The sequence below is a fragment of the Rothia sp. L_38 genome, assembly GCF_050689125.1.
Lineage (GTDB): Bacteria > Actinomycetota > Actinomycetes > Actinomycetales > Micrococcaceae > Rothia.
Genome location: NZ_JBOEQD010000001.1, coordinates 15,664 through 42,224, shown reverse-complemented (window position 1 = coordinate 42,224; position 26,561 = coordinate 15,664). Strand labels below are relative to the sequence as shown.

The following is a 26,561-nucleotide window of genomic DNA, read 5'->3' as shown; positions in this document are numbered from 1 at the left end:
AACAGATGGGAGGGTTTAGACCTCTTCGACAGAGCTGGGCTCTGCGTGGGACAGGTCGATGCCCAGGTCATCTGCTGCTCGGAAGCCTTCGTCTTCTACATCGCGCATTTCGATGGTCTTACCGTCGGTTGAGAGAACCTCAACGTTCAGGCAGAGGGACTGCATTTCCTTGATCAAGACCTTGAAGGACTCGGGCACACCGGGTTCGGGGATGTTCTCGCCCTTAACGATGGCTTCGTAGACCTTCACGCGGCCGTGAACGTCGTCAGACTTGACGGTCAGGATTTCCTGCAGGGTGTAGGCGGCACCGTATGCTTCCAGTGCCCACACTTCCATTTCACCGAAGCGCTGGCCACCGAACTGGGCCTTACCGCCCAGGGGCTGCTGGGTGATCATGGAGTAGGGGCCGGTGGAGCGTGCGTGGATCTTGTCGTCGACAAGGTGGTGCAGCTTCAGGATGTACTGGTAGCCAACGGATACCGGCTCGGGGAAGGGCTCGCCGGAGCGGCCATCGAGCAGGCGGGCCTTACCTGAGCGGTTGATCAGGCGGTCGCCGTCGCGGTTGGGGTTAGCGTGGTCCAGCAGCTCGAACAGTTCCTCTTCACCGGCACCGTCGAACACGGGGGTTGCGACGTTGGTGGGGCCGGTTTCCTTTGGGAAGTTGTGGAGCTTATCGAGCCAGGCGGGGTTGCCCTCGATCTTCCAGCCCTGCTTGGCCAGCCAGCCGGTGTGAACTTCGAGTACCTGACCGATGTTCATACGACCGGGAACGCCCAGCGGGTTGAGGATGATGTCGACGGGGGTGCCGTCTTCCATGAAGGGCATGTCCTCGATGGGGAGGATCTTGGTAATAACACCCTTGTTACCGTGGCGGCCTGCCAGCTTATCGCCGACGGTGATCTTGCGCTTCTGGGCAACGTAGACGCGAACCAGCTGGTTGACGCCGCTGGGCAGGTCTTCGTCGTCGGTTTCGCGGTCGAAGATACGGACGCCGATAACGGTACCGGACTCGCCGTGGGGAACCTTGAGTGAGGTGTCACGGACTTCACGGGACTTCTCACCGAAGATGGCGCGCAGCAGGCGCTCTTCGGGGGTCAGTTCGGTTTCACCCTTGGGGGTGACCTTACCGACCAGGATGTCGCCGGCCTCAACCTCGGCACCGATGTGGATGATGCCGCGCTCGTCGAGGGCTGAGAGCACCTCTTCGGAGACGTTGGGGATGTCGCGGGTAATCTCTTCAGCACCCAGCTTGGTGTCGCGGGCGTCGATTTCGTGCTCTTCAATGTGGATTGAGGTGAGCACGTCATCGGAGATCATGCGCTGGGACAGGATGATACCGTCCTCGAAGTTGAAGCCTTCCCATGACATGTAAGCCACGAGCAGGTTCTTACCGAGTGCCAGCTCGCCCTTGTCAGTGGAGGGACCATCGGCAATCAGGCTACGCTCTTCAACGCGGTCGCCCACCTTGACCACAACGCGGTGGTTGTAGCAGTTACCGGGGTTGGAGCGCTGGAACTTGAGGATGGGGTAGGAGGTGGTGGTGCCATCGTCATTACGGACGACAACCAGGTCAGCGGAGACCTCAGAGACCACACCGGCCTTCTTAGCAACGACGGAGTCACCGGAGTCAAGAGCTGCGTAGCGCTCCATACCGGTACCAACGACGGGTGCCTCTGATTCGAGCAGGGGAACGGCCTGACGCTGCATGTTAGCACCCATCAGTGCTCGGTTAGCGTCGTCGTGTTCCAGGTAGGGAATCAGGGCGGTTGCCACAGACACCATCTGGCGGGGGGAGACGTCCATGAACTCAATCTCAGAGGCGTCTACCAGCACAGCTTCGCCAGAACCGTCGCCCGCACGGCAGAGGACCTGCTCTTCGGCGAAGGTCATGTCTGCGTTCAAGGGCGCGTTAGCCTGAGCGATGGTGTTGCCCTTTTCGTCATCGGCGGTGAGGTACTTGACCTCGTCGGTGACCTGACCGTTCTTGACGATACGGTAGGGGGTCTCGATGAAACCGAAGGGGTTGATGCGGGCGTAGGTTGCCAGCGAGCCAATCAGACCGATGTTGGGGCCTTCAGGGGTTTCGATGGGGCACATACGGCCGTAGTGGGAGGGGTGCACGTCTCGCACTTCCATGCCTGCGCGGTCACGGGAGAGACCACCGGGGCCCAGAGCTGAAAGACGACGCTTGTGGGTCAGACCTGCCAGCGGGTTGTTCTGGTCCATGAACTGGGAGAGCTGGGAGGTGCCGAAGAATTCCTTGATGGAGGCAACCACGGGGCGGATGTTGATTAGGGTCTGAGGGGTGATGGCCTCGACGTCCTGGGTGGTCATACGCTCGCGAACGACGCGCTCCATGCGGGACAGACCGGTGCGGATCTGGTTCTCGATCAGTTCGCCCACGGCGCGGATGCGGCGGTTGCCGAAGTGGTCGATGTCGTCAACGTCAACGCGGATGTCGACTTCCTGGCCGTCGCGGATGCCCTTGATGCTGGTGCCACCTGCGTGCAGGGTGACCAGGTAACGAATCATGGCTGCGATGTCGTCCTGGGACAGCACTGATGCTGAGGGGTCGTTGACGGGGGTATCGATACCGAGCTTGCGGTTGACCTTGTAGCGGCCGACCTTTGCCAGATCGTAGCGACGGGGGGTGAAGTACATGTTGTCCAGCAGGTTCTGGGCAGCATCAACCGTCGGGGGTTCGCCCGGGCGCAGCTTGCGGTAGATGTCAAGCAGGGCCTCTTCGCGGGTCTGGACGGTGTCCTTCTCAAGGGTGGCGCGAATGGAGTCAAATTCACCGAATTCAGCCAGAATCTTGGCTTCGCTCCAGCCCAGGGCCTTGAGCAGGGTGGTGACGGACTGCTTACGGCGGCGGTCCAGACGGACGCCTACCTGGTCACGCTTATCGATTTCGAGTTCGAACCAGGCACCGCGGGAGGGGATAATCTTCGCGGTGTAGATGTCCTTATCGGAGGTGCGGTCGGCGGTCTTTTCGAAGTAGGCACCGGGTGAGCGAACCAGCTGGGAAACAACGACACGCTCGGAGCCGTTGATTACGAAGGTGCCGGATTCGGTCATCAGGGGGAAGTCACCCATGAACACGGTCTGCTGCTTGATTTCGCCCGTGTTGTTGTTCATGAATTCGGCCTTGACGTACAGGGGAGCTGCGTAGGTCGCATCGCGATCCTTGCACTCTTCCATGGTGTACTTGGGGTCGGCGAATTCGGGATCGGAGAAGGACAGGGACATGGTGCCCTGGAAGTCTTCGATCGGGGAGATTTCTTCGAAGATGTCGGCAAGACCTGAGGTCTGGCTGACGGAGGTATCGCCGGTTTCTGCTGCTACAGCGGCTTTGGCTGCCCAGCGTTCGTTACCGACGAGCTGATCAAAGCTGTCGAGCTGGAGCGCGAGCAGGTTAGGTACCTGCAGGGGCTCAGCAATTTTTGCGAATGAGATTCGGCGCTGCGAACCTACGCCGTTAGCGGCTTCAGTGTTAGAGGTGCTCGAGGCGACCAAGATTGGATCCTTCCACAGACATGTCTGTTCGTACCCGCTCCCCCACCAGGGGCGGTACGCTCAAGGACCCGTTGAAGAGGCAAACCAGCCTGTCATAGCACCTGTGCCGTGCTGGGATAGTGGCTAGATTGATGTTCGGGGTACTGGGGCGTACTTAAAACCTGTTACAACCTGCCCACCGCTATATGAAGGCACAGAAGATTAGGGAAGCGCAAATATTCATGCTACAGCAAAACATTTGCGCTGTCTATACCCAATCTCTGCGACTTTTGCAAACTCCGGCTAGCACTCCACCACGTTGACGGCCAGACCGCCCATGGAGGTTTCCTTGTAGCGGTGCGACATATCTTCGCCGGTCTGGCGCATGGTTTCGATGACCTGGTCCAGGGAGACCCGGTGCTGGCCGTCCCCGCGCAGGGCCATCTTGGCGGCGGTAACGGCGTTGGAGGCCGCCATAGCGTTGCGCTCAATACAGGGAATCTGCACCAGGCCACCGACGGGGTCGCAGGTCAGGCCGAGGTTGTGCTCCATGGCAATTTCGGCGGCGTTTTCTACCTGCTCGTTGGTACCGCCCATGACCTGGGCAAGGCCGGCTGCCGCCATAGAGGAGGCAGTGCCCACCTCACCCTGGCAGCCCACCTCAGCACCAGAGATGGAGGCCCGTTTCTTGTAGAGGGCCCCGATGGAGGCGGCAGCCAGGAAGAAGTCAACCACGGCGTCATCAATGACCTTTTGGCCGCGGTGGCGCACCGAGGGCACGTAGTTGAGGGCGTAGTGCAGCACGGCCGGGATAATGCCGGACGCCCCGTTGGTGGGGGCGGTGACAATCCGCCCGCCAAAGGCATTTTCTTCATTGACCGCTAGGGCAATGAGGTTGACCCAGTCGATAGCAAACTCGGGGGATTTCTTAGGGTCTTCAGCCAGTAGGTCGCGGTGCCACTGGCCAGCACGGCAGCGCACCTTGAGGGGGCCGGGCAGGTAGCCCATGCGTTCCAGGGAGGAGCCAATACATTCCTTCATGACCTGCCGAATATGAAGGATTCCGGCGCGCACTTCGCTCTCGCTGCGTTCGGTCTTCTCGTTTTCCATCTTGAGCTGGGCGATGGAAAGGCCCGCACTGTTGGCCATGTCCAGCAGCTCTTCGCCCGATCCAAAGGGGTAGGGGGCTTTGGAGAGCCCGGTGGAGCCTGAAGATTCTTCGTGTTCTTCAACGATGAAGCCGCCACCGATAGAGAAGTAGGTGCGCTCCAGCAGCACGCTCTCCCCCGCGTAGGCGGTGACTTTGATGCCGTTGGTGTGGCGGGGCAGCACTGTGAGCGGACGCAGGGTGATATCGGCTTCCTTGTAGGTTAGGACGGGTCCGCTCACCTTGGTTGCCTCGGGGCCGGGGGCGCCGGACTCAAAGGCAGCTGAGGGGTAGCCTGCCAGGGGCAGGGTACCGTCCACCTGGTTGCGGTCCATGAGAGCCTCGGCGGCAGCAATATCGATGGTTTCGGGCACGAAACCAGCCAGCCCCTTAATGGCTGCGCTCATGGTGCCGTGCCCGGCGCCGGTAGCAGCCAGGGAGCCGTAGAGGTCGATGTGAACCCGGGTGACGTCCTTGAGCGTGCCAGCATCAATCAGTTCAGCGATGAACCGGTTGGTGGCTCGCATGGGACCCACGGTGTGGGAGCTAGAAGGGCCAATACCGATGGAGAACATCTCGAAGACGGAAATGTCGTAGTCCAGGGCTTCGGCTTTGGTTTGTGCTTCTGAGTGGGGTGGTTCAGAAAGATAATCGGGGGTGGCTGTTAGCTCCATAGGTGATGCTCCTTTGGGGTGTCAAGGGGTTCCTAGGTCATAAAGAACCCTGTGCTACCAACCGGCTTCCGACCGATCGTGGCGGGGTAACGGTAGCACAGGGTTCTAATCGAGATGCGCTCGTGGCCTACTTCTCGCGCTTGTAGAAGGGCAGCTCGACGATGTCGAAGGGAGCAACCTTACCACGGATATCGACGTTGACGGTCGCACCTGAGGTAGCGTGCTCGGTGGCCAGTAGAGCCATGGCAACGGGGTATCCCAGGGTGGGTGAGGGAATACCCGAGGTAATCTCACCGATCTCGGTGCCATTCTCGTCTACCAGCTTGGAGCCTGCCCGGCCCGGGCGCTTGCCCTGGGCCTTGAGGCCGACCAGGGAGCGAGCCGGGGCCTGCTCGGCAAGCTGAACCAGGGCGTCCTTACCCACGAAGTTGGCGGCCTTCTTGGTCAGAGCAATCTCGACCAGCTTGCCCATGCCCGACTCGAAGGGGGTAATGTCGCGGCCCAGTTCGTGGCCGTAGAGGGGCATGCCGGCTTCAAGGCGCAGGGAGTCGCGAGCCGCGAGACCTGCGGGAATAGCCCCGTGCTTCTCGCCACGCTCGGCTGCCAGAGCCCAGAGCTTGGCGGCGTCCTCGTTAGCGACATAGATTTCGAAGCCGTCCTCACCGGTGTAGCCGGTTCGAGCCAGTAGGGCCTCAATATCGCCGAAGCGGATGGGGGCAGCGGCGTAGTAGCCCATGGAGGTGATGGTCTCGGCGTCGGAGGGGTCCATATCGAGCAGGATAGCCTCTGAGGCAGGGCCCTGAACCGCAACCAGGGAGGTGGCGTCGGTTTCGTTGGTCAGGGTCACGTCAAAGCCCTCGGTGCGGGCGCTCATGGCCTCGTAGTCGGCTGCCACGTTAGCGGCGTTGGGAATGACCAGGAACTCTTCCTCGCCCAGGCGGTAGGTAATCAGGTCGTCGATGACGCCGCCGTCCTCAGCCAAAAGCAGGGAGTACTTGGCCTTACCCACCTTGAGAATCGACATGTTAGAGAGCAGGGCGTAGTCCAGGAAGGCACCGGCGTCGGGGCCGGTGACGCGGAATTCGCCCATGTGGGAGAGGTCGAAGAGACCGGCAGCTGAGCGCACAGCCTTGTGCTCTTCAACGTCGTTGGTGTACTTGAGGGGCATGTCCCAGCCGCCAAAGTCGGTGAAGGCGGCGCCCAGGTCTGCGTGGACCTGGTAGAGGGCAGTTTTCTGGGATGACATAGGGGTTAGACCTTTCTTGCCTTAGGCGCTGTGGACTTCGAGGTCGAAGGCTTCCATGGGCGGGCATTCGCAGACAAAGTTACGGTCGCCGCCTGCTCCGTCGATACGGCTCACGGGGGTGAAGTACTTGTTCAGACGCAGCTCGTGGACGGGGTAGGCTGCCTGGGAGCGGGGGTAGGGGCGGGTCCACTCGTCGGCGGTGACGACCTCGGCGGTGTGCGGGGCGTTGCGGAGGACGGATTCCTCGGCGCTAACCTTGCCGTCGATGACTTCCTGAATTTCAGCGTGGATGTTGGTCATTGCCTCGATGAAGCGGTCCAGCTCAGCCAGGGACTCTGACTCGGTGGGTTCGACCATGAGGGTGCCGGGCACGGGGAAGGCCAGGGTGGGGGCGTGGAAGCCGTAGTCCATGAGGCGCTTGCAGACGTCCTCGGCGGTGATGCCGGACGCTGCGGTCAGCTCGCGCAGATCCAGGATGCACTCGTGGGCTACCAGGCCGGTTTCACCCGCGTAGAGCACGGGGTAGAGAGAGCCCAGCTTCTTGGCAATGTAGTTGGCCGAGAGGATTGCGGTCTCTGAAGAGGCGCGCAGGCCCTCGGCACCGGTCATGGCGATGTACATCCAGGAGATGGGCAGCACGCCGGCTGAGCCGAACATGGCCTGGGAGATGGGCAGGGGTGCATCTGCCAGCTGGCCGTCGGCGTCCGCCTCAAAACCGTTGCCGGGCAGGTACTTCTCCAGGTGAGCGCCAACAGCGACGGGGCCGACGCCGGGGCCGCCACCACCGTGGGGAATGGCGAAAGTCTTGTGCAGGTTCAGGTGGGAGACGTCGCCACCGAACTTGCCGGGCTGGGCCAGGCCCATCTGGGCGTTGAGGTTGGCGCCGTCCACGTAGACCTGGCCACCGGCGTCATGCACCAGCTGGCAGACCTCAACGACCTGCTCCTCGAAGACACCGTGGGTGGAGGGGTAGGTAATCATGATGCCGGCGATGGTGTCGCCGTACTTTTCGATCTTGGCCTTGAGGTCTTCGACGTCGATGGAGCCGTCGGGAGCGGTCGCAACACCGGCAACGGCCAGACCCGCCAGGGCGGCAGAGGCAGCGTTGGTGCCGTGGGCGCTCATGGGAATCAGGACGACGGTGCGCTGGGTGTCGCCGTTGGCCTCGTGGTAGGCGCGGATAGCGCGCAGGCCCGCGTATTCGCCGGACGCACCGGAGTTGGGCTGCAGGGAGATGGCGTCGTAGCCGGTGATTTCAACCAGCCAGGCAGAGAGCTCGTCAATCAGGGCCTTCCAGCCGGCAGCCTGGTCGGCAGGCACGTTGGGGTGGATGGAGGCGAACTCGGGCCAGGAGATGGGTTCCATCTCGGCTGCTGCGTTGAGCTTCATGGTGCAGGAGCCCAGGGGGATCATGGTGCGGTCCAGGGCCAGGTCCTTGTCTGAGAGGGAGCGCAGGTAGCGCATCATGGAGGTCTCAGAGCGGTAGAGGTGGAAGACCGGGTGGGTCATGTAGTCGTCAGTACGCAACAGGGCCTCGGGTAGCTCGTAGGCGTCGGTCTCCCCCAGTTCCCCACCCAGGGCAGCAACCAGGGCTTCGAGTACCTGCTCGGTGTGGGATTCGCCCACCGAGATAGAGATACGGTCGGCGGAGAGGCGGCGGATGTTGATGCCAGCTTCCAGGGCCTTGGCGACCAACTCGTCGGCGCGTCCTTCAGCTTCAAAGGCGACGGTGTCGAAGAAGGTGTCGTGGACCAGCTTCAGGCCGGCTGCGGTACCGGCAGCAGCAATGCGGGAGGCCTTGTCGTGCAGGCTGTTGGCAATGGCGCGCAGGCCCTCAGGGCCGTGGTAGACCGCGTAGGCACCGGCAGCGATAGCCAGCAGGGCCTGGGCGGTACAGATGTTAGAGGTGGCCTTTTCGCGGCGGATGTGCTGCTCGCGGGTCTGCAGGGCCAGGCGGTAGGCGGGCTTGCCGAAAGCGTCCTTGGAGACACCGACCAGGCGGCCGGGCAGGTTGCGTTCCATGCCCTTAGAGACAGCCATGAAGGCAGCGTGGGGGCCGCCGTACCAGAAGGGCAGGCCAAAGCGCTGGGAGGAGCCAACAGCGATGTCGGCACCCTGGTGGCCGGGGGCGGTCAGCAGGGTCTGGGCCAGCAGGTCGGCGATGACGGTGACCAGGGCACCGCGGTCCTTGGCGGCCTTGATGAGCGGCTCGATGTCGCGAACTTCGCCGTCGTGGCCGGGGTTGGAGATAATGACGCCGTAGAGGTCACCTTCGGGCAGGCCGTCAGCAAAGTCGGTAATCACGAAGGGAATGCCCAGGGCTTCGGCGCGGCCGCGGACGACCGAGAGGGTCTGGGGCAGGGCACGGGCATCGAGAGCGAAGAAGCCGTTCTTAACCTTGCGGTTGGCGCGGTGCATCATGACAGCTGCCTCGGCAACAGCGGTTGCCTCATCGAGCAGGGAGGCGTTGGCGATGGGCAGGCCGGTCAGCTCCATGACGGTGTTCTGGAAGTTCAGCAGAGCTTCGAGACGGCCCTGGGAAATTTCGGGCTGGTAGGGGGTGTAGGAGGTGTACCAGCCCGGGTTTTCGAGGATGTTGCGGCGGATGACGGCCGGGGTGATGGCGTCGTAGTAGCCTGCACCAATCATCTGGTGCTTGACCTGGTTCTGGGCGGCGTAGGAGGCAATCTTGTTCTGGGCCTCAAGCTCGGACAGGGGGGCGGGCAGGTTGAGGTCGCCCTCTAGGCGAATATTGGAAGGGATGACCTCGTTGATGAGGGCGCCGAGGCTGTCGTAGCCCAGCACCGAGAGCATGGTTTCTTGGTCGTTTGAACGGGGGCCAAGGTGGCGGTCGATGAATGACATGAAACTCTCCAGGGGTAGAGGGTAAACCTGCCCACAGGGGTGCCCTGTGGTGGTGCCCTCCCCGCTCTGTTAAAACCTGAGAGTTTTGGTTCGCAGCTACCCATCACGCTTGGTAGCGGGCGCGAATTTTGCCCCTTCGGTGGGGGTTTGACGCCCCTCTCCAGAGTTGCCTAACTGAGCGGTACATTTGCCTGAGAGTTTCCCGGGGAGGGTTTGCTCCTTCGGCGCCGGTGCCCGTGGTCCCTCAACCTCGGGTGTGTACGGTCTCTCCCGCACCAGTCGTAACGGCGTTTTAGTTTTATCAACCTTTATTGTGCCATACCTTACACCCAAAGCACCAGATGAGCGAACCTGAACCGCCATCGAAATATAATAAAACCGTTATGCGACTTCCTTCCAAAGGGGCAAGAAGTCGCATAACGGTGTTCCGTTCTTAGCGGGTAGTAAATTAAATTAGAAAATCATGATTATACCGTTGCAAAATTGCTCAAGCTAGTCAGCTCTGTAGCAAATTCATTCCCGTTCGCAGTGAATGAAAGCGATGCACCTTTATCGCGGATAATCTGCATCCAAGTTTCAGTGGTCATTCCGCCAACCAAATCATACTTGTCACGCCCCTCGCTTACATCAGACGACTTATCAATAGCCCCTACCACCAGAGCGCCTTTTCCTTCAAGCATACTTGCCAAAACAACTGCTTTACTGCCCGAACATTCCATTCTATGAAACGTCAGAACTGCAGCTTCATGCGGAGCAGCAGGAACTACAGCGATTTCTTCGAGGCCTAAATTCAGAACTTCGGCACATATCGCCTCCCCTGCCTCAGAGCGTAAATAGCGACTTGCAGCTGCTCCAATTTTGCCACGCTGCCGGAGAGTATCTAAATAGGATGCCACTCTGACCACCACTTTTCGATTCCATGGACTTGAACTAGTTGCTGACTCTCTCCATAAGCTTTATCAGCATCTTGTAGCGAGTCTAACACACGCAAAGATGTAACTTTTCCATCTCTCGAAAAAGGCCTCAAGGGACTCCACTCATGCACATGGTAGTTAGCATGACTTGAACAAGCTCGCAAGACATACGGAGTTTTCTGACCATAACGAGGATGGCGAACAAGCAAACCTACACTAAATTTCCAGACAAGCCCCTGGCAGGAAACGTGGTTATCCAAAATTTCCAGGCCATGTTCATGATCAAGATACACACGAATCGGAGGCTTAGTAGGCTCGCAAGTCGAGCATGTCTCTTGGGGATGATAAAGCTGACCTGGCTTTAATCTCTTGTGCTTATCAGCCATATATTTCCTCATTATTAACTATTTTCAGATCAACCTTATAATTTTACACCAAAGATTACCTGGTTAGCTACATTGAACCCGCTACCCCGCCCCTACCCAAAGGCAGGATAGCGGGGCGCAGGCGTCCGGATATCTCCCTGAACAGAGAGAGCCAAACTGGGCTTAAGCGGCGCGGGCAGGCTTCTTATCTGAGGCCATCCAGAGGGAAACCGCAATGGAGATGACGCAGGTCGCGCCAAGGGCCAGAACGCCCCAGAAGTAGTTGCCGAAAGCGGTGTAGGCAGCGCCCATAATCAGGGGCGGGAAGTAGCCGCCCAGACCACCGGCTGCTGAGACCAGGCCCGATACGGTGCCGGTGTCCTGCGGGCGAACGACCTTGCCCAGCCAGCCGTAAATGGTGCCGGTACCGAAACCCACGAAGAGGGCCATGACCACGTGAATCAGGGTGTTCACAGCGGTGCTCTCGGGTTCGAAGGCGATGCAGACAGCCAGCACGGTCATAGCAACAAAAACGATGAGGGTGGTGAGCTTGCCGCCGAACTTATCGGCTGCGACGCCGCCGAAGGGGCGGGCCAGCACGGCGCAGGCTGCGAACATGGCGGCGAAGGTACCACCAGCAACGGCCTCATAGCCGTAGATGTTCTGCATGTAGGTTGACAGGAAGTTGGAGAAAGCCACGAAGGCGCCGAAGACCACAGCGTAGATGAAGCAGAGCTGCCAGGTCACCAGTTTCTTGGACACCGCCAGAATCTTGGGCAGAACAGGCTCGGGGGTGCGGGCCTTCATGACGGGTGAGTCGCGGATGAAGAGCCAGACAATGACGGCGTAGGTCAGGGCTGCACAGCTCATAATGACGTGGGTGGGAAAGTAGCCGAAGGCAGCCAGCATGCGGGGGTTGAAGAAGGCGGCGCAGGCGGTACCGACCATGCCCATGCCGAAAATACCGGTGGCGAGGCCCTTGCGGTGGGGCTCAAACCAGGCAGCAGCGAAGGGGATGCCCACCGCAAAGATGGAGCCACCGATACCCAGGAAGAAGGCTGCCAGCAGAAGCAGGGAGAAGTTACCCATCTGCCCCACCAGGCCGGTAACGAGCACCATGGACCCGGTAAGGGTCAGCATGATGGTGAACATAATGCGCCCACCGAAGCGGTCGGTCAGGGCACCCACCGGAATACGGGCCAGGGACCCAACGATCACCGGGGTAGCGATCAGCAGGGAGCGCTGCCCCTCGGTCAGGCCGTAGGTTTCGGTGTAGTACTTGGCCAGGGGGCCAATCATGGTCCAGCCCCAGAAGCCAATCATGGAGGCCAGGGCCGCCATAATGACGTACTTGAACTGGCCAGCAAGCTGCGGATCTTTCGCAGCAACAGCCGTAGTAGACATGGTGTTTTCCTTAGTATCAGTCTTTGAGTCAGATAGCCTGTCTCAGTGGGGCGGGGATACCCCTGCAGCCGACTGGCTGGGGCTGGCATGAATTGCGACGAGCCCCCAGGCGAGGAGCAAGAAGGTTAGTCGGCTAAGGGGTATCCCCGCGCCTCTTTAGTGGTGGTGGTGCTGGCGCTCGACCGTGCGGGCGTCCTTATTCACGGAGTCTGCGGTGCCTACCGGCGACCAGCCGCGGGCGTGGTTACGCTTGCCCCGTGAGCGGTAGACGATGTAGGGCCGGAAGATGTAGTGCAGGGGTGCGGTGAAGGCGTGCACCAGGCGGGTGAAGGGCCAGAGGCAGAAGAGAATCATGGCCACAATGACGTGGATGTGGAAGGAAGTAGTAGCGCTGGCCATGGCCTCGACGTTGGGCTGGAAGTAGAAGAGGGAGCGGAACCAGACCGAGACGGTTTCACGGTAGTTGTGGTGTCCCTCGATTTCCATGGCGTTGAAGAGGGTGGCAACTGAGCCAAGGACGATGGCGCTGGTCAGGGCTACATACATCATCTTGTCGTTCCAGGTGGTGGCGCGGAAGACGGTGGCCGAGGTGCGGCGGCGGTAAATCATGGCGAAGAGGCCGATCAGGGTAGCAACCGCCGCAATGGAGCCCAGCACCAGGGCGTTGATGTGGTAGAAGTGCTCGGAGATGCCAACCGCGTCAGTCCAGGACTTGGGGATCACCAGACCCACGATGTGGCCCACGAGCACGACCAGGATGCCGTAGTGGAACATGGGGGAGGCAATCCGCAGCAGCTTGGACTCGTACATCTGGGAGGAGCGGGTAGTCCAGCCGAATTGGTCGGTCTTGTAGCGCCAGAGAGTACCGCCGATAACGATGGCGAGGGTGATGTAGGGGAAGATGCCCCAGAGGAAGAAGTCGAGGGCGTTAACTGTGCCGGTCACAGGGTGGCTCCGTTCTTATGGTCGGCACCGATGGTGGCGCCGGGTGTCTGTTCGTGGGGCAGCAAAAGGGGTAGCAAGCGGGGGTCGCCGGGGGCCAGGGCCAGGCCGACAGCTTCTGCGGGCGGGCCTGCGGTGACCAGTTTTTGCACGTCCGCCTGAGTTTCTGGGGAAACTCCGGGCAAGGTCTGGCAGACCGCCTCAATCAGCTCATAGTAGGGCAGGTTGTCATCGCGCAGGGCCAGGCGAAGAAGTTCCAGGGAGGGCCGGTAGGCCTGAAGCGCTGCCCGCCCGGCCCGGGCGTCCACCAGGGCGGTGAATTCAAGAACCATGGGCAGGTAGTCCGGCAGTTCCCCGTGCAGGGTGGTGACCATGCCGGAGTCGCGGTACATCTGCTTGAAACGAGCCAGGGCCTCGCCGCGGCGGCGGGTGTCCCCCTCGGTCCAGTAGGACAGGTGGAAGGCGTGGCGACGCGACAGGTCGTATTCCTGCACATATTCAGCCTGCATGGCGTCGAGCTCGGTTGCCTCGTACCAGGTCTTAATGCGGGCTACACCGCGCATTAAGTAGTCATTACCGGTTTCTTGGGCAAGCGCGGTGAGTTCGGGCAGCAGGGCACGGGTTTCTTCGCTGGGGTAGCGCATGAGGACGCTGGTGAGCTGGTAGACCACGGCGTCGGTGGGGTGCCCGCTCCCCCAGTCCATGTCGAAGGGGTCGCCCGAGGGCGGGGTGGGTGGTTCCACCTCCGCCGCGTTGCGTTTGAGGAGTTTGGAGAAGAATCCTGCCACGGCTAGACCTTCTTGCTTCCGGAAGTATCGGGGAAGAGGGAGTCGGGGCGGGTTTTGCCGTCCCACATGAAGATATCGACCTTGCCGTCGGCGCGGGCGGCGTTAGCGTAGGAACCTGCGGAGACAGGCACGGGGCGATCGCCGGGGTCGGTGAAGGCTCCGTCGTAGAGCATGCCGGGGCCGCCGTCGGTGTCGAGGGAGCAGCCGATTTCTTCGAGGTTGTGGGCGTCCTCCAGGTGGGCCGGAGGAATGACGTAGCGTTCTTCGTACTTGGAGATAGCCATGAGGCGGTACATCTCGTACATTTCTGCGCCGGTCATGCCGACTTCGTGGGCGATCTCTTCGTTGCCGACGCCGCCGAGGGTGATGTCTCGCATGTAGGCGCGCATGGCGGCTAGCTTTTTGAGCACATTGACCACGATGGTGGTGTCACCTGCGGTGAAGAGCTCGGCAAGGTATTCGACGGGGATACGCAGGGAGTCGATGGCTCCGAAGAGGTTGGCCTGGGACTCTGCGTCGTGGCCCTGTTCCTTGAGCAGGTCGATGATGGGTGAGAGCGGCGGTACGTACCAGACCATGGGCATGGTGCGGTATTCGGGGTGTAGGGGAAGGGCGATCTTCCACTCCTTGGCCAGCTTGTAGACCGGTGACTTTTGGGCTGCGGTGATCCAGGAGTCGGGGATACCCTGCTTGGTTGCCTCACGGATGACCTCGGGGTCAAAGGGGTCAAGCATGATATCGAGCTGGGCCTGGTAGAGCTGCTTTTCATCGGGTACAGAGGCGGCTTCGGTCACGCGGTCGGCGTCGTAGAGGAAGATACCGATGTAGCGCATGCGGCCCACGCAGGTTTCGGCGCAGACGGTGGGAATACCGTGTTCGATGCGGGGGTAGCAGAAGGTACATTTTTCGGCTTTGCCGCTCTTGTGGTTGAAGTAGATCTTCTTGTAGGGGCAGCCGGTGATGCACTGGCGCCAGCCGCGGCACTGGTTCTGGTCGACCAGCACGATGCCGTCCTCTTCGCGCTTGTAGATAGCGCCGGAGGGGCAGGACGCCATGCAGGAGGGGTTGAGGCAGTGCTCGCAGATGCGGGGCAGGTAGAACATGAAGGTGCGTTCGAATTCGAACTTGATCTTCTCTTCTGACTGCTGGCGTACTTTTTCAACCAGGGGATCGAGGTGGCCGGATTCGTGAGCGCCGCCCAGGTTGTCATCCCAGTTGGGGCCCCACTCAATAGAGGTATCTTCACCGGTAATCAGGGATTTGGGACGCGCGGTGGGAAAGTCATCGCCCAGGGGCGCGCTGGTGAGGTTTTCGTAGTCGTAGGTCCAGGGTTCGTAGTAGTCCGAGAGTTCGGGCTGAACCGGGGAGGCAAAGAGGGTAAAGAGCTTCTTGAAGCGGTTACCGCTCTTGAGCTCTAGGCGTCCGCGCTTGTTCAGCACCCAGCCGCCCTTCCACTTTTCCTGGTCCTCGTAGCGGCGGGGATAGCCCTGGCCGGGGCGGGTTTCGACGTTGTTGAACCAGACGTATTCGGTTCCGGCTCGGTTGGTCCAGGCCTGCTTACAGGTGACGGAGCAGGTGTGGCAGCCCAGGCACTTGTCGAGGGCCATGATCATTGAAACTTGTGCCATGACGCGCATTAGTAGGTTACCTCCTGCTTGCGGCGGCGAATTCTTGAAACGATATCTCGCTGGTTACCGGTGGGTCCCAGGTAGTTGAAGGCGTAGGCCTGGTGGGCGTAGCCACCGATTAGGTGGGTGGGTTTGACCATGATGCGGGTGACGGAGTTGTGGATGCCGCCTCGCTTGCCCGAGACCTCTGATTTGGGGATGTTGACCAGGCGTTCCTGGGCGTGGTGCACGTAGACCACACCTTCGGGCATACGGTGGGAGACCACCGCGCGGCCCACGAAGACGCCGTTGGCGTTCTCACACTCGATCCAGTCGTGGTCCTTGACCCCGATTTTGGCGGCGTCCTGAGGGCTCATCCAGGCGTGGGTGCCACCGCGGGAGAGAGTCTGCATGTAGAGGTTGTCGTGGTAGGAGGAGTGGATAGCCCACTTGTTGTGCACCGTCACGTAGCGTACAGCCACCGACAGGTCACCGGTCTCACCAATTTCAGGTTCACCGAAGAGGTTGTGCATATCGAGCGGCGGACGGTAGACCGGCAGCTGCTCGCCCATCTCGCTCATCCAGTCGTGGTCGAGGAAGAAGTGCATACGACCGGTGAGGGTGTGGAAGGGCTTGAGCTGTTCGATGTTGAGGGTGAAGGGGGCGTAGCGGCGTCCGCCGGTCTCTGAGCCTGACCATTCGGGTGAGGTAAAGACGGGGCAGGGCCGGTCCTGGGTATCGCGGAACTTAATACGCTTTTCTTCGTTGCCCTCAGCCAGGTGGTGCATTGTCTTGCCCACGCGCTTCTCCAGGGCCTTGAAGCCCTTGAGGGCTACGGGGCCGTTGGAGGTGCCTGACAGAGCCAGGATGGTGTCGGCCAGCTTAATGTCGGTATCAAGGGCCGGCAGGCCGGCACCCTTACCGGTACCCATCACGCCGTGTTCTTCAGCCAGTTGAGCTAGCTGCTCGTTGACGTCCACGGTCACGAACTTGGTGGTGGTGCCCAGCTTGGAGAGCAGGGGGCCGACCGAGGTGTACATGTCGTAGATGGCCGGGTAGTCGCGCTCCACCACGGTAAAGATGGGCATGTTCTTACCGGGGATACCGGCGATGCCCTGGTTCTTCCAGTCCGGGGCGTGGCCGCCGGGCTGGGCCAGCTGACCGGGGGTGTCGTGCTGCAGGGGCACAGATACCAGGTCGCTGCGCTTGCCCAGGTGCTTGGCTGCCCACTTGGAGAACAGGAAGGCGAGTTCCTTGAAGACCTGGTGGTCGGTCTTGGTTTCCCAGGGCGGGTCGATGGCCGGGGAGAAGGCGTGGATGTAGGGGTGCATGTCGGTGGAGGAAATATCGTGCTTCTCGTACCAGGTGGCGGCAGGGAAGACGATGTCCGACAGCAGGGTTGAGGACGTCATGCGGTAGTCGGTCGTCACCAGCAGGTCCAGCTTGCCTTCGGGGGCGGTCTGGGCCCACTTGACCTCGGCGGGCTTGAAGTCTTCGGCGTCCTTGCCCATCACCGAGTTATGGGTGCCGAGCAGGTGCTTGAGGAAGTATTCCTCGCCCTTGGCGGACGATCCCAGCAGGTTGTTGCGCCACAGCACCAGGGTGCGGGGCCAGTTGACCGGGTTATCGACGTCCTCCACCGAGAAGTCCAGGTCGCCAGAGTTAAGGCGCTGGGCAACGTAGTCTGCCGGGGACTCTGCGGTGCCTGCGGCAACCGCTGCGGCACCGGCGTCCGCCAAATCCAGGGAGTTTTCGGGGAACTGGGGGTAGAAGGGCATCCAGCCCATGCGCACGGAGCGGGCTAGGACGTCCGCAGTGTGAACCCCGCGCAAATCCCCCTTGGCTAGGGGCGATTGCAGGGAGTCGGTGGTACGGCCGTCGGAGCGGAACTGGTCGGTGTGCATGTACCAGAAGGCGGTGCCTGCCTGGGTACGCGGCGGGCGAATCCAGTCCAGGGCGTTGGCCATGTGGGACCAGCCGGTGATGGGGCGAGCCTTTTCCTGGCCGACGTAGTGGGCCCAGCCGCCGCCGTTGCGGCCTTCAGCGCCGCACATCATGAGCAGGGCCAGAATCGCGCGGTAGGTGGTGTCGCCGTGGTACCACTGGCAGATACCGGCACCCATGATAATCATGGTGCGGCCACCCGAATCGATGGAGTTCTGGGCGAACTCGCGGGCGGTGCGAATCACGGCCTCGGCGGGTACGGAGGTAATGGCCTCCTGCCAGGCCGGGGTGTACTGGGTGTCGGCGTCCTCAAACCCGGTGGCCCACTGGCCGGGTAGGCCGGGGCGGCCAATGCCGTACTGAGCCAGCATGAGGTCAAAGACGGTAGTGACGGTCTTACCCTCAACGGTGATGGTGGGTACGCCACGGGTAATAATCTTGCCGCGGCCCGAGGGCTCGTCGAAGGCTGGCATCTGGATCTCGACGGCGCGCTCGGCGCCGGTCGGCAGATCAAGGATGGACAGGGCAGGCTTGACGCCCTGTAGGTCCAGGTTCCATTTGCCTTCGTCCTCAGCGTTGTAGCGGTAGCCCAGGGAGCCGTTGGGCACCACGACCTCGCCGGTTTCGCGGTTGAGCAGGGCGGTCTTGAAGGACGCATCGGGCACCTGCGCATGGTCGGTCAGGTTTGCGGCGGTGAGGAACTTAGCCGGAACCGTCACCCCGTCCTCGCGGGTCTCTAGGGTGACCAGGAAGGGGAAGTCGGTGTAGGTGCTCACGTAGTTCTCGAAGAACTCAACGCGGCGGTCGACAAAGTTCTCCTTGAGGATCACGTGCCCCATAGCCATAGCAAGGGCGGCGTCGGTGCCGGCCTGGGCGGGCAGCCATTCGTCGGCGAACTTGGTGTTATCGGCGTAGTCGGGCGAGACGGAGACAACCTTGGTGCCGCGGTAGCGCACCTCTGCCATCCAGTGGGCATCGGGGGTGCGGGTCACCGGGATGTTGGAACCCCACATCATCAGGTAGGTGGCGTCCCACCAGTCACCTGACTCGCGCACGTCCGTCTGGTCACCGAAGACCTGGGGCGAGGCAACCGGCAGGTCGGCGTACCAGTCGTAGAAGGAGGTCATCACGCCGCCGATGAGCTCAATGTAGCGAGCGCCTGAGGCATGGGAGACCATGGACTTAGCCGGAATAGGTGAGAAGCCGATGTTGCGGTCAGGGCCGTAGGTCTTGATGGTGTGAATCTGCGCGGCGACCACCATTTCGAGGGCTTCGGCCCAGGAGCCGCGCACCAGGCCGCCCTTACCGCGGGCGCTCAGGTAGCGGGAACGCTTTTCGGGGTCAGAGACGATCGAGGCCCAGGCTTCGACGGGGTCGCCCAGGCGGGCGCGGGCTTCGCGGTACATTTCAAGCAGCACGCCGCGGATGTAGGGGTACTTCACGCGGGTTGGTGAGTAGGTGTACCAGGAGAAAGCTGCACCGCGGGGGCAGCCGCGCGGTTCGTATTCGGGGCGGTCGGGGCCAACGGTGGGATAGTCGGTGGCCTGAGCCTCCCAGGTAATCACACCGTCTTTGACGAAGACCTGCCAGGAGCAGGAGCCGGTGCAGTTAACGCCGTGGGTGGAGCGGACGACCTTGTCATGGCTCCAGCGATTGCGGTAGAAAACATCGCCTGCGCGACCGCCTTTGAGGAAGGCTGCGCGGCCGTCGTCGGTTTCGTCCCACTTGGTGAAGAATTTGCCGAATTTGATGAGCTTGTCAGTGAGCGGCCCGTCGGGCCCAGGTGTGTGTGATGCCTGCTGTGTCATGGGCACCAGTCTACCCAATAATTCGCACAATAAATACCGAATAAAAATCTTCGCTAATTAAGCATCAGGTATGCACATATTCAGTGGTGGCAAGGCTTTAAAGCACCCGCTCAGATGCCCTACCCCTGGCTTGTCAGCCAGGAGTCAATGCCACCTTCCACGCTGTAGAGATCGCTGAAACCAGCATCGGTGAGCAGCTTCAGCGCCTTGAGCGAGCGCACCCCCGCCGCACAGTAGAGGGCATAGCGCCCCTGGTGGCTGGGCAGGATCGTGTCAATAGCCGACCCTAGATCCGGATCGGTGGATGCGGCCTCAATCAGCGACAGGGGTAGGTTGAAGCTACCCGGAACAGCCAGCGCTGCGTGCTCGTGGGGCTCTCGCACATCAATGAGGGGAACCCCCTCAAAGTAGGGTGAGCCAGCAATATCAGCCCAGGTAACTTCCATACCGTACTGGTCAGGTTCGGCGGTAGCGGGTTCCCAGTCGGTAGCAGGCGGACGCAGGGGTGCAGGGGCCTGCCCCTTCCCCGCTACCTGCCCACCGGCGTCCGCACCGGAACCCGCCGTGCGGGCACTCTGGCCAGAACCCGAACCAGAAGCGGCACGGGAGGTAGAGGCAAGCAGGGGGATGTATTCCCAGCGGCCGGTCAGACCGGTATAGTAGCCCACCTCGCCCATCAGCGGCTGCCCAATACCGGCCAGCAGCTTAATAACTTCCAGGGCCATTGCGGTTCCAACGACCCCAGCCAGGGCACCGATCACCCCTGCGGTAGCGCAGTTGGGTACCGAACCGGGGGCTGGTTCGAGCGGGTAAAGGTCCTCGTAGACCGGCCCGTGCCCCGCCCAGAAGACGCTCATCTGGGCGTCAAACCCGAGAATGGCACCCCACACATGGGGAATGCCCAGGGCGGCAGCAGCGCGAGAGGCGGTATAGCGGGTAGGGAAATTATCGGAACCATCAACCAGCACGTCCACCCCAGCTAGTAGCTCTGCCGCATTAGCGTCGGTCAGACGCTCCTTGACAGCTTCGACCCTAATCAGGGGGTTGAGTTCGCGCAGGGTTTGGGCGGCTGAGTCAGCCTTGGATGCCCCCACTCGGGCATAGGAGTGGACGACCTGACGGTGCAGGTTAGAGGTTTCTACCGCATCATCGTCGATGATGAGAATACGGCCGACGCCCGCCCCGGCCAGGTAGAGCAGGGCCGGGGACCCCAGGCCGCCTGCCCCGATCACCGCAACCATTGCCGCGCTCAGCTTTTCCTGCCCAGCCTGCCCCATCTCCGGCAGAATCATCTGCCGCCCGTAGAGCTGGTAGGCCAGCGACGTTAGTTCAGAGGTCATGGTAGGTCTTTCTCTAGAGTGGGGCTGAGGCCGGTGGGGCCTCGCGTATCGAGCCCGCTGGCTCGGGGCTGGCGTGAATTGGGGCGAGCGCCCCAGCGCGAGACCCAAGAGGGTCTGCGGGCGAGAACGCGAGGGCCACCTGCCATTTCGTACCTTCGATTCGAAAGCCTTAGCCGGTAGGCGTATCGATTCCCACCCACTGCACGCTGCCGTCGGTGAGTTCTTGTTCTTTCCAGATGGGCACTTCTGCTTTGATGCGGTCGGCTGCTAAGGAGCAGGCAGTGAAGGCTGTGCCGCGGTGGGCTGCCGCTGCCAGTACGGTGAGGGCAGATTCGCCGATGGGGATGGGGCCAACGCGGTGGGCTGCCCACAGGCGCACACCGGGGATCTCTTCTGCCACCGAGTGCAGGACGCGCTCCAGGTAGTCGGTTGCCTGGGGGTGGGCGGTATAGGCCAGGGTCGCTACAGGCTCCCCGTGGTCGTGGTCGCGCACGATGCCGTCGAAGACGACCAGGGCGCCCATGGCTCGGGTCATGGTCGCTTCTTTAGCTCCTGCTAGGAGCGGTTCGAGGGGGTCTTCGGTAATGGAGGCGTGAACGACTGTGGAGTCAACCGGTTCGAGCGGACGCCCGGCGTAGGGGTTGGCTCCTGTGGGGTCTGGGTGGTTAGTGGTCATGGTAGTCCTCTAGCTGGCGGCAGATGTGGGTGACGAGGGGTTCGAGCACGGTGCAGCCGTCCTTGACTCCTCCGGTGGAGCCGGGCAGGGTCATGATGAAGCTGGTGCCGATGACGCCGGCGATTCCGCGGGAGAGGACGGCGGCGGGGGTGTTTTTGAGGCCCTGATTCCAGAAGGCATGCATGATGCCGGGGACTTCTTTGGTGAGGTGGGGGCGCACGGCTTCGACGGTTGTGTCGTCTGAGTTGAGGCCGGTTCCACCGCTGGTCAGGATGAAGGTGGGCAGGTTACCGGCAGCGACTAGCCGGTCGATGTAGGCGGGGACGTCGGCGTCCGCTACGACGACCGCGTCAGGGGTGTCGAAGCCCTGGTCGCGCAGCCAGGTGACCGCTAGGGGGCCGGATTTATCTTCGTAGATACCGCGGGCGGCCCGGGTGGAGGCTACGATGACGAGGCCGGTACGGTTCTTGGGCAGGGTGTAGCTGCTGCTCACTGCTCTACCTTCCAGTCACCGGATTTACCGCCGGTTTTTTCCAGTACCCTGATCCCGGTCAGTACGGCCTGCTTATCAACGGCCTTAATCATGTCGTAGACCGTCAGCGCCGCCCCGGAGACAGCGGTGAGGGCTTCCATTTCCACCCCGGTGACGCCACGGGTTTTAACCAGAGCCTCGATGCGGATACGGTCGGGGTGCCGCTCAAAGTCGATGGTGATTTTGCCCAGGGGCAGGGGGTGGCAGAGAGGGATAATCTCGGGGGTTTTCTTGGCTGCCATAATACCGGCGACGCGGGCCACGGGCAGGGCGTCGCCCTTGGGCAGGTCGGCGTCAAAGATTTTTTCAATGACGTCTGCCCGGGTAACGATATAGCCCTCAGCCACGGCGGTGCGGGTGGTTTCGTTTTTCTCGGTGACATCGACCATGTGGGCGCTGCCGTCGGCGCGCACGTGGGTGAGCTGGTCTGCGGGGGTGGGGGCGGTCATGATTCTTGGCTAGCCTCTCAACACAAAATTAATCAGTATTTACTATACGTGATTTGCAGGCGGGGTAACTTTTGGTGCATCTACAGGGGAATATACCGCACCAGCTCACCGCCGCGATAGGTACGCCCGGGTTCCAGCTCCACCAGGGCATCGGCGCGGGCTGCCTGTAGTAGCAGGTGGGAGCCCGTAGCCGCGCTCGGAGCCAGCAGGGTCAGGACGCTCCCGTCCGGCTGGACCTGCCGGGTCAGCTGAGCCCGCCGGTACTGGGTTTTACCTTCCGGGGCAGCAAGGGGAGCTTCGAGCACCAGCCTGCCACGGGCGTCTTCCCGTTCTTCGCCCACTAGATGAGCCAGGGCTGGCCGCAGCAGCAAGTGGTAGCTGATGAGGGTGCTGACCGGGTTACCCGGCAGGCAGACCACCGGCAGTACCCTGCCAGCAGGAAGACCCAGCAGGGCCAGGCCCTGGGGGCCGCCGGGCTGCTGGGTGGCGTGACCAAACCAGTGCGCAAGCACCCGAACCGTGCTGCCAGCAGCAGTGCCCCGAGCAGCAGGGTCGGCAGCCAGGGCCGCCAGCCCCAGACGAACCACCTCATATTTACCGTGGCTGATACCTCCGCTGGTGACGATCACATCGGGCACCCGCTCTGCGAGCGCCCTGCCTAGGGCCGCAGTAAATTTTTCAACAGAATCACCGATGGGTAGGTGGTCGGTGGTGCAACCGTCCTGCTCGGCAAGGGCGGTGAGCACCGGCCCGTTGGCATCAAATATCTGCCCCGAGGCAGGGGCTGTGCCAGCAGAAGCTACCTCGTCGCCCCCGGTAATGATGAGCAGGTTCAGAGGGCGGTAGACCTCAACTTCCCCAATCCCCTGGGCAGCCAGGGCACCAAGCAGGGCCGGAGTCAGACGGCTACCGGCGTCGGCCAGGAGCTGACCGGCGGCAACGTCCTCCCCCACGCTGCGCACAAAAGTACCGGGAGAAGCCTGCGGTAGCTCAACCTGCCCGCCCTCGCCCACGAAACCGGCGGCGTCCGGCTGCCCTACCAGCGGGCGGCTGCGCTCAACCGGTACCACGGTGGTGTACCCAGCAGGCACGGGAGCGCCGGTCATAACGGGGTAGACCACATCATCAGCCACCGGCAGCCCGCTCACGGGCGCCCCGGCGGGAATATCGGGCCCTACCCGAAAGATACGAGTTTCCCCCTGTGCCGCACTACTGGTCAGGGCGTAGCCGTCCATCTGGGAGTTGGCAAAGGAGGGCTGTGGAATCAAGGCGTAGAGAGGTTCTGCGAGCTGGCGGCCGGCGGCCTGCTGCAGGGGTAACCGCTGACTGGTGGGGGTGACGGTAGCAGCTACCAGTTCACGCACACAGGCAGCATAGGCGCCGGGCGCGATGCTCTCCCCCGCGGGGAGCAGCCGGTCAAGGGTCTCTTGGGCTTGTGTCATGCTCGGCGGTTTCCTTTCAGTCGGCCCAGCCAGAGGGCAAAGGCCCCGGCGGCCAGCAGGCCCAGGTAGAGGGCGATCAGCATGAGCGCCGCCCCCAGGGCAGCATCCATGCGGTTAGAGCTTAAAGCCAGGTCAATAGCCAGCGGAAGAGTGCGGGTCACACCCTCAACATTCCCGGCAAAGGTAACGGTGGCACCGTACTCCCCCAGAGCGCGAGCAAAGGTCAGGACGGCTGCCGTCAGCAGGCCGGGAGCAGCCAGGGGTAAGAGCACACGGGCAGTAACCTCGGTGGGGCTCGCCCCCTCAAGCCGGGCAATCTCGGCGTATTCAGGGGGCAGCGCTCGCAGGGTGGTGACCAGGGTGGCTACAAAGAAGGGCAGGGCCACAAAGGTTTGGGCCAGAACCACGGCCAGCGGGGTGTAGGCCACCGAGAGGCCTGCCGTTTCAAGCCAGGAGCCGAGCAGCCCTCGCCTGCCCCAGAAAAAGAGCAGGGCCAGACCAGAGACCACCGGGGAGAAGATGATGGGGGTGTAGATCAACCCGTAGAGGGTCCAGCTCAGGCGGCGAGCGCGAGACTGCTCGAGAACCGTGGCCAGCACTAGGGCTGTAGGGGTGCCTAGCAGGGCTGATACAGCGGTAGCAGCTAGAGCGGTGAGCACCGAGAGCCGGACGGCAGCCAGGGCAGCTGGTTCTGTCAGCAGCTGGGGCAGACTCCCCCAGGGCGTCCGGACCAGGAGGGAAAGCAGGGGACCCGCGATGAGTGCCAGGGTGAGCAGGGTGGGAAGCACGGCGTGCACGGGGACGGATGTAAAGGAGCTGGCCCGCCCTCGTGGCGGCTGGGTGGGTACGGGGCCGGGTGTGCTCATAGTTCTAGTTTAGGCAGGTTCGAAGCCATAGTCGGCCAGAATCTGAGCTGCCGCCTCAGAGGTGGCCAGCCAGTTCGCAAAGTTCTGGGCGCTTTCCTTACCTTGACCGCTGCTGGTGAGGGCTAGGGGGTAGGCGTTGCGTTCGACCTGGGGCAGGGTGATGACGGTGATATCGTCGGTGGCAGAGATAGCAGTGGCGTCGGTGGAGTAGATGAAGCCGGCATCCACCTGGCCGGTGGCTACCTTGGTGGAAACTGCCGAGACGTTAGCTTCTTCGGTGGAGGTGGCTAGCTCTACATCCTGGCGGCTAAGTTCCTGGTGGGCCAGGCGTCCGCAGGGCACCTGCTCGGCGCAGATAGCGGTCAGGACGCCGGGTGCAGCCAGGTCATCAAGGCTATCAATGGCGGCAGGGTTACCTGGAGCAGTTGCCAGCACCAGGGCGTTGGTGGCAATAGTCTCAGGGGTCGAATCGGCGAGCTCTTCAACCTTTTCAAGAGCCTGGTTCATGGTGGTGCTATCGGCTGTAATGAGCAGGTCGGGGGTAGCGCCTTCGACCATCTGCGTAACCAGCTGGGATGACCCTGCGTAGGTGGCAGTGATAGAGACCTGCGGGTTTTCTTGGCGATAGGCTGCTATGAGCTCATCACCCACAGCCCCCAAGGAGGCCGCAGCAAAGAGCTGAACCTCAGCGTCCTGCCCCTGCGGGGAGGTTGCTGCTCCCCCGCAGGCAGTAAGACCCAATAGAAGGGGGACGAGAAGGGTGCTTAGGCGGCGCATGGGGTCTCCAACGACGGGGTAACAGTGGCTAGCAGAGGGTCTTTGTCTATAGATTAGTGTAGAGCCAGGTGGTGTTCTTCGCCCGGTTTAGCTAGGCTAAATATTACATCTGAAATACCGATTAAGATTTGTGAAAGTGCGGGTATGCCCCAGTCCTCAGCCCCCAACCCCCCGGTGCCCCTGGGTTCTTCTATCCCGGTTGTGACCGGCGGTGCCAGTGCAGCTGCACACCCGGGCGTGCCCACCACCGGACCCCTTGCCGACCGCTGGGGTCGAACCGCTACCGATCTGCGCATCTCTCTGATGGACAAGTGCAACCTGCGCTGTGTCTACTGCATGCCCGCTGAAGGCCTCAACTGGCTTCCCGGAACACAGCTTCTGACCCTCGATGAGGTCACCCGGCTGGTGCGGGTGGGCGTACGAGAACTAGGTATAGAGGAAGTACGCTTTACCGGTGGCGAGCCCCTAGTACGAGCTGACCTCACCGACATCATTGCTGCCGTCCGCGCCGAACACCCCCACCTGCCCATCGCCCTGACCACCAACGGCATCGGACTCGATAAAAAGGTAGATGCCCTGGTTCAGGCCGGGCTCAACCGGGTCAATGTCTCCCTCGATACCATCTGCCCCGAAACGTTCGCTCAGCTCACCCGCAGGGATAAGCTAGCCTCGGTACTCGCAGGAATTGAAGCCGCAGCGGCAGCCGGGCTCACCCCCCTCAAAATCAATGCGGTCCTCATGGCCGGCGTCAATGATGAGCAGGGCCATGAACTCCTCACCTGGGCTTTAGAGGGCGGCTACCAGCTCCGCTTCATCGAACAAATGCCCCTGGACGCCGACCACAACTGGACCCGCGAAGGCACCATCACCGCCGAGCAGATTCGTCAGCGTCTGGCTGACCACTACGACCTGCTGCCCCACGGGCGTCCGCGCGGGGCCTCCCCCGCAGCCCTCTGGGACGTCTATCCACTGGGTCACGCCGGCACAGCAGAGCCCCTGGGCCAGGTAGGCATTATCGCCTCGGTCACCGAGCCCTTCTGCTCAGCATGCACTCGCACCCGCATCACCGCCGACGGCAAGGTGCGCTCCTGCCTCTTCTCCCTGACCGAAACCGACCTCATGGGCGCCCTGCGCGGCGGGGCCAGCGATGCTGAACTGGCCCAGATTTGGCGCGGAGCCATGTGGGCCAAGCCCAAGGCTCACGGCAAGGATACCGTCGGTTTCGACGCCCCCGACTTCACCCAACCTACTCGATCCATGAGCGCCATCGGCGGCTAAGA

19 protein-coding genes and 2 riboswitches are annotated in these 26,561 nt (G+C 61.9%); of the genes, 1 reads left to right on the top strand and 18 read right to left on the bottom strand.

Annotation, left to right across the window (positions count from 1 at the left end; genetic code table 11):
• Nucleotides 1-15: 15 nt before the first annotated feature.
• From ACRCJM_RS00165 to modA, 18 genes are all read right to left on the bottom strand, one after another.
• Entirely contained in the window at nt 16-3,516 is a 3,501-nt protein-coding gene (locus ACRCJM_RS00165) for a DNA-directed RNA polymerase subunit beta (protein WP_237185973.1), read from the bottom strand.
• Nucleotides 3,517-3,798: 282 nt separating this feature from the next.
• Entirely contained in the window at nt 3,799-5,316 is a 1,518-nt protein-coding gene (locus ACRCJM_RS00160) for an L-serine ammonia-lyase (protein ID WP_272878449.1), read from the bottom strand.
• A 127-nt stretch (nt 5,317-5,443) separates the two neighbouring features.
• On the bottom strand, nt 5,444-6,562 hold the full coding sequence (gcvT, locus tag ACRCJM_RS00155) for a glycine cleavage system aminomethyltransferase GcvT (protein WP_431463350.1): 1,119 nt from the start codon (nt 6,560-6,562) through the stop codon (nt 5,444-5,446).
• A 21-nt stretch (nt 6,563-6,583) separates the two neighbouring features.
• Complete coding sequence (gcvP, locus tag ACRCJM_RS00150; protein WP_431463349.1) at nt 6,584-9,427, bottom strand: aminomethyl-transferring glycine dehydrogenase; 2,844 nt, start codon at nt 9,425-9,427, stop codon at nt 6,584-6,586.
• A 56-nt stretch (nt 9,428-9,483) separates the two neighbouring features.
• Nucleotides 9,484-9,596, bottom strand: a riboswitch (glycine riboswitch).
• Nucleotides 9,597-9,710: riboswitch (glycine riboswitch) on the bottom strand.
• Nucleotides 9,711-9,894: 184 nt separating this feature from the next.
• Nucleotides 9,895-10,323: a hypothetical protein gene (locus ACRCJM_RS00145; protein WP_431463348.1), complete on the bottom strand. Its 429-nt coding sequence runs from the start codon at nt 10,321-10,323 to the stop codon at nt 9,895-9,897.
• Nucleotides 10,308-10,727: a hypothetical protein gene (locus tag ACRCJM_RS00140; protein WP_431463347.1), complete on the bottom strand. Its 420-nt coding sequence runs from the start codon at nt 10,725-10,727 to the stop codon at nt 10,308-10,310. The genes ACRCJM_RS00145 and ACRCJM_RS00140 overlap by 16 nt, the downstream gene beginning before the upstream one ends.
• A gap of 162 nt (nt 10,728-10,889) precedes the next feature.
• Nucleotides 10,890-12,110: an MFS transporter gene (locus ACRCJM_RS00135; RefSeq protein ID WP_431463346.1), complete on the bottom strand. Its 1,221-nt coding sequence runs from the start codon at nt 12,108-12,110 to the stop codon at nt 10,890-10,892.
• Nucleotides 12,111-12,266: 156 nt separating this feature from the next.
• A complete protein-coding gene (narI, locus tag ACRCJM_RS00130; RefSeq protein WP_237185969.1) occupies nt 12,267-13,055 on the bottom strand; it encodes a respiratory nitrate reductase subunit gamma in 789 nt (262 codons plus the stop codon).
• Nucleotides 13,052-13,840 (bottom strand): nitrate reductase molybdenum cofactor assembly chaperone, encoded by a 789-nt coding sequence (narJ, locus tag ACRCJM_RS00125; protein ID WP_237204765.1) that lies wholly within the window; start codon nt 13,838-13,840, stop codon nt 13,052-13,054. The genes narI and narJ overlap by 4 nt, the downstream gene beginning before the upstream one ends.
• Before the next feature lie 2 nt (nt 13,841-13,842).
• A complete protein-coding gene (gene narH, locus ACRCJM_RS00120; protein ID WP_237185967.1) occupies nt 13,843-15,477 on the bottom strand; it encodes a nitrate reductase subunit beta in 1,635 nt (544 codons plus the stop codon).
• On the bottom strand, nt 15,477-19,199 hold the full coding sequence (locus tag ACRCJM_RS00115; protein WP_431463345.1) for a nitrate reductase subunit alpha: 3,723 nt from the start codon (nt 19,197-19,199) through the stop codon (nt 15,477-15,479). Before ACRCJM_RS00115 ends, narH begins: the two co-directional genes overlap by 1 nt.
• Nucleotides 19,200-19,318: 119 nt before the next feature.
• Nucleotides 19,319-20,539, bottom strand: coding sequence for a ThiF family adenylyltransferase (locus tag ACRCJM_RS00110; protein ID WP_431463344.1), 1,221 nt, complete (start codon nt 20,537-20,539; stop codon nt 19,319-19,321).
• A gap of 169 nt (nt 20,540-20,708) precedes the next feature.
• On the bottom strand, nt 20,709-21,215 hold the full coding sequence (locus ACRCJM_RS00105; protein ID WP_431463343.1) for a molybdenum cofactor biosynthesis protein MoaE: 507 nt from the start codon (nt 21,213-21,215) through the stop codon (nt 20,709-20,711).
• Nucleotides 21,205-21,708 carry a MogA/MoaB family molybdenum cofactor biosynthesis protein gene (locus ACRCJM_RS00100; RefSeq protein WP_431463342.1) on the bottom strand — a complete coding sequence of 168 codons (504 nt, stop codon included), beginning with the start codon at nt 21,706-21,708 and terminating at the stop codon, nt 21,205-21,207. The genes ACRCJM_RS00105 and ACRCJM_RS00100 overlap by 11 nt, the downstream gene beginning before the upstream one ends.
• The gene (moaC, locus tag ACRCJM_RS00095; protein ID WP_237206198.1) at nt 21,705-22,196 is read right to left on the bottom strand and encodes a cyclic pyranopterin monophosphate synthase MoaC; all 492 of its coding nucleotides are present in this window, start codon (nt 22,194-22,196) and stop codon (nt 21,705-21,707) included. Before moaC ends, ACRCJM_RS00100 begins: the two co-directional genes overlap by 4 nt.
• Before the next feature lie 80 nt (nt 22,197-22,276).
• Nucleotides 22,277-23,638, bottom strand: coding sequence for a molybdopterin molybdotransferase MoeA (locus ACRCJM_RS00090; RefSeq protein ID WP_431463341.1), 1,362 nt, complete (start codon nt 23,636-23,638; stop codon nt 22,277-22,279).
• Nucleotides 23,635-24,504, bottom strand: coding sequence for an ABC transporter permease (locus ACRCJM_RS00085; protein WP_431463340.1), 870 nt, complete (start codon nt 24,502-24,504; stop codon nt 23,635-23,637). Before ACRCJM_RS00085 ends, ACRCJM_RS00090 begins: the two co-directional genes overlap by 4 nt.
• Nucleotides 24,505-24,513: 9 nt before the next feature.
• Complete coding sequence (gene modA, locus ACRCJM_RS00080; protein ID WP_431463339.1) at nt 24,514-25,281, bottom strand: molybdate ABC transporter substrate-binding protein; 768 nt, start codon at nt 25,279-25,281, stop codon at nt 24,514-24,516.
• A gap of 144 nt (nt 25,282-25,425) precedes the next feature.
• Between modA and moaA the strand changes: the two genes are divergently transcribed.
• Nucleotides 25,426-26,559 (top strand): GTP 3',8-cyclase MoaA, encoded by a 1,134-nt coding sequence (gene moaA, locus ACRCJM_RS00075; RefSeq protein ID WP_431463338.1) that lies wholly within the window; start codon nt 25,426-25,428, stop codon nt 26,557-26,559.
• Nucleotides 26,560-26,561 lie beyond the last annotated feature (2 nt).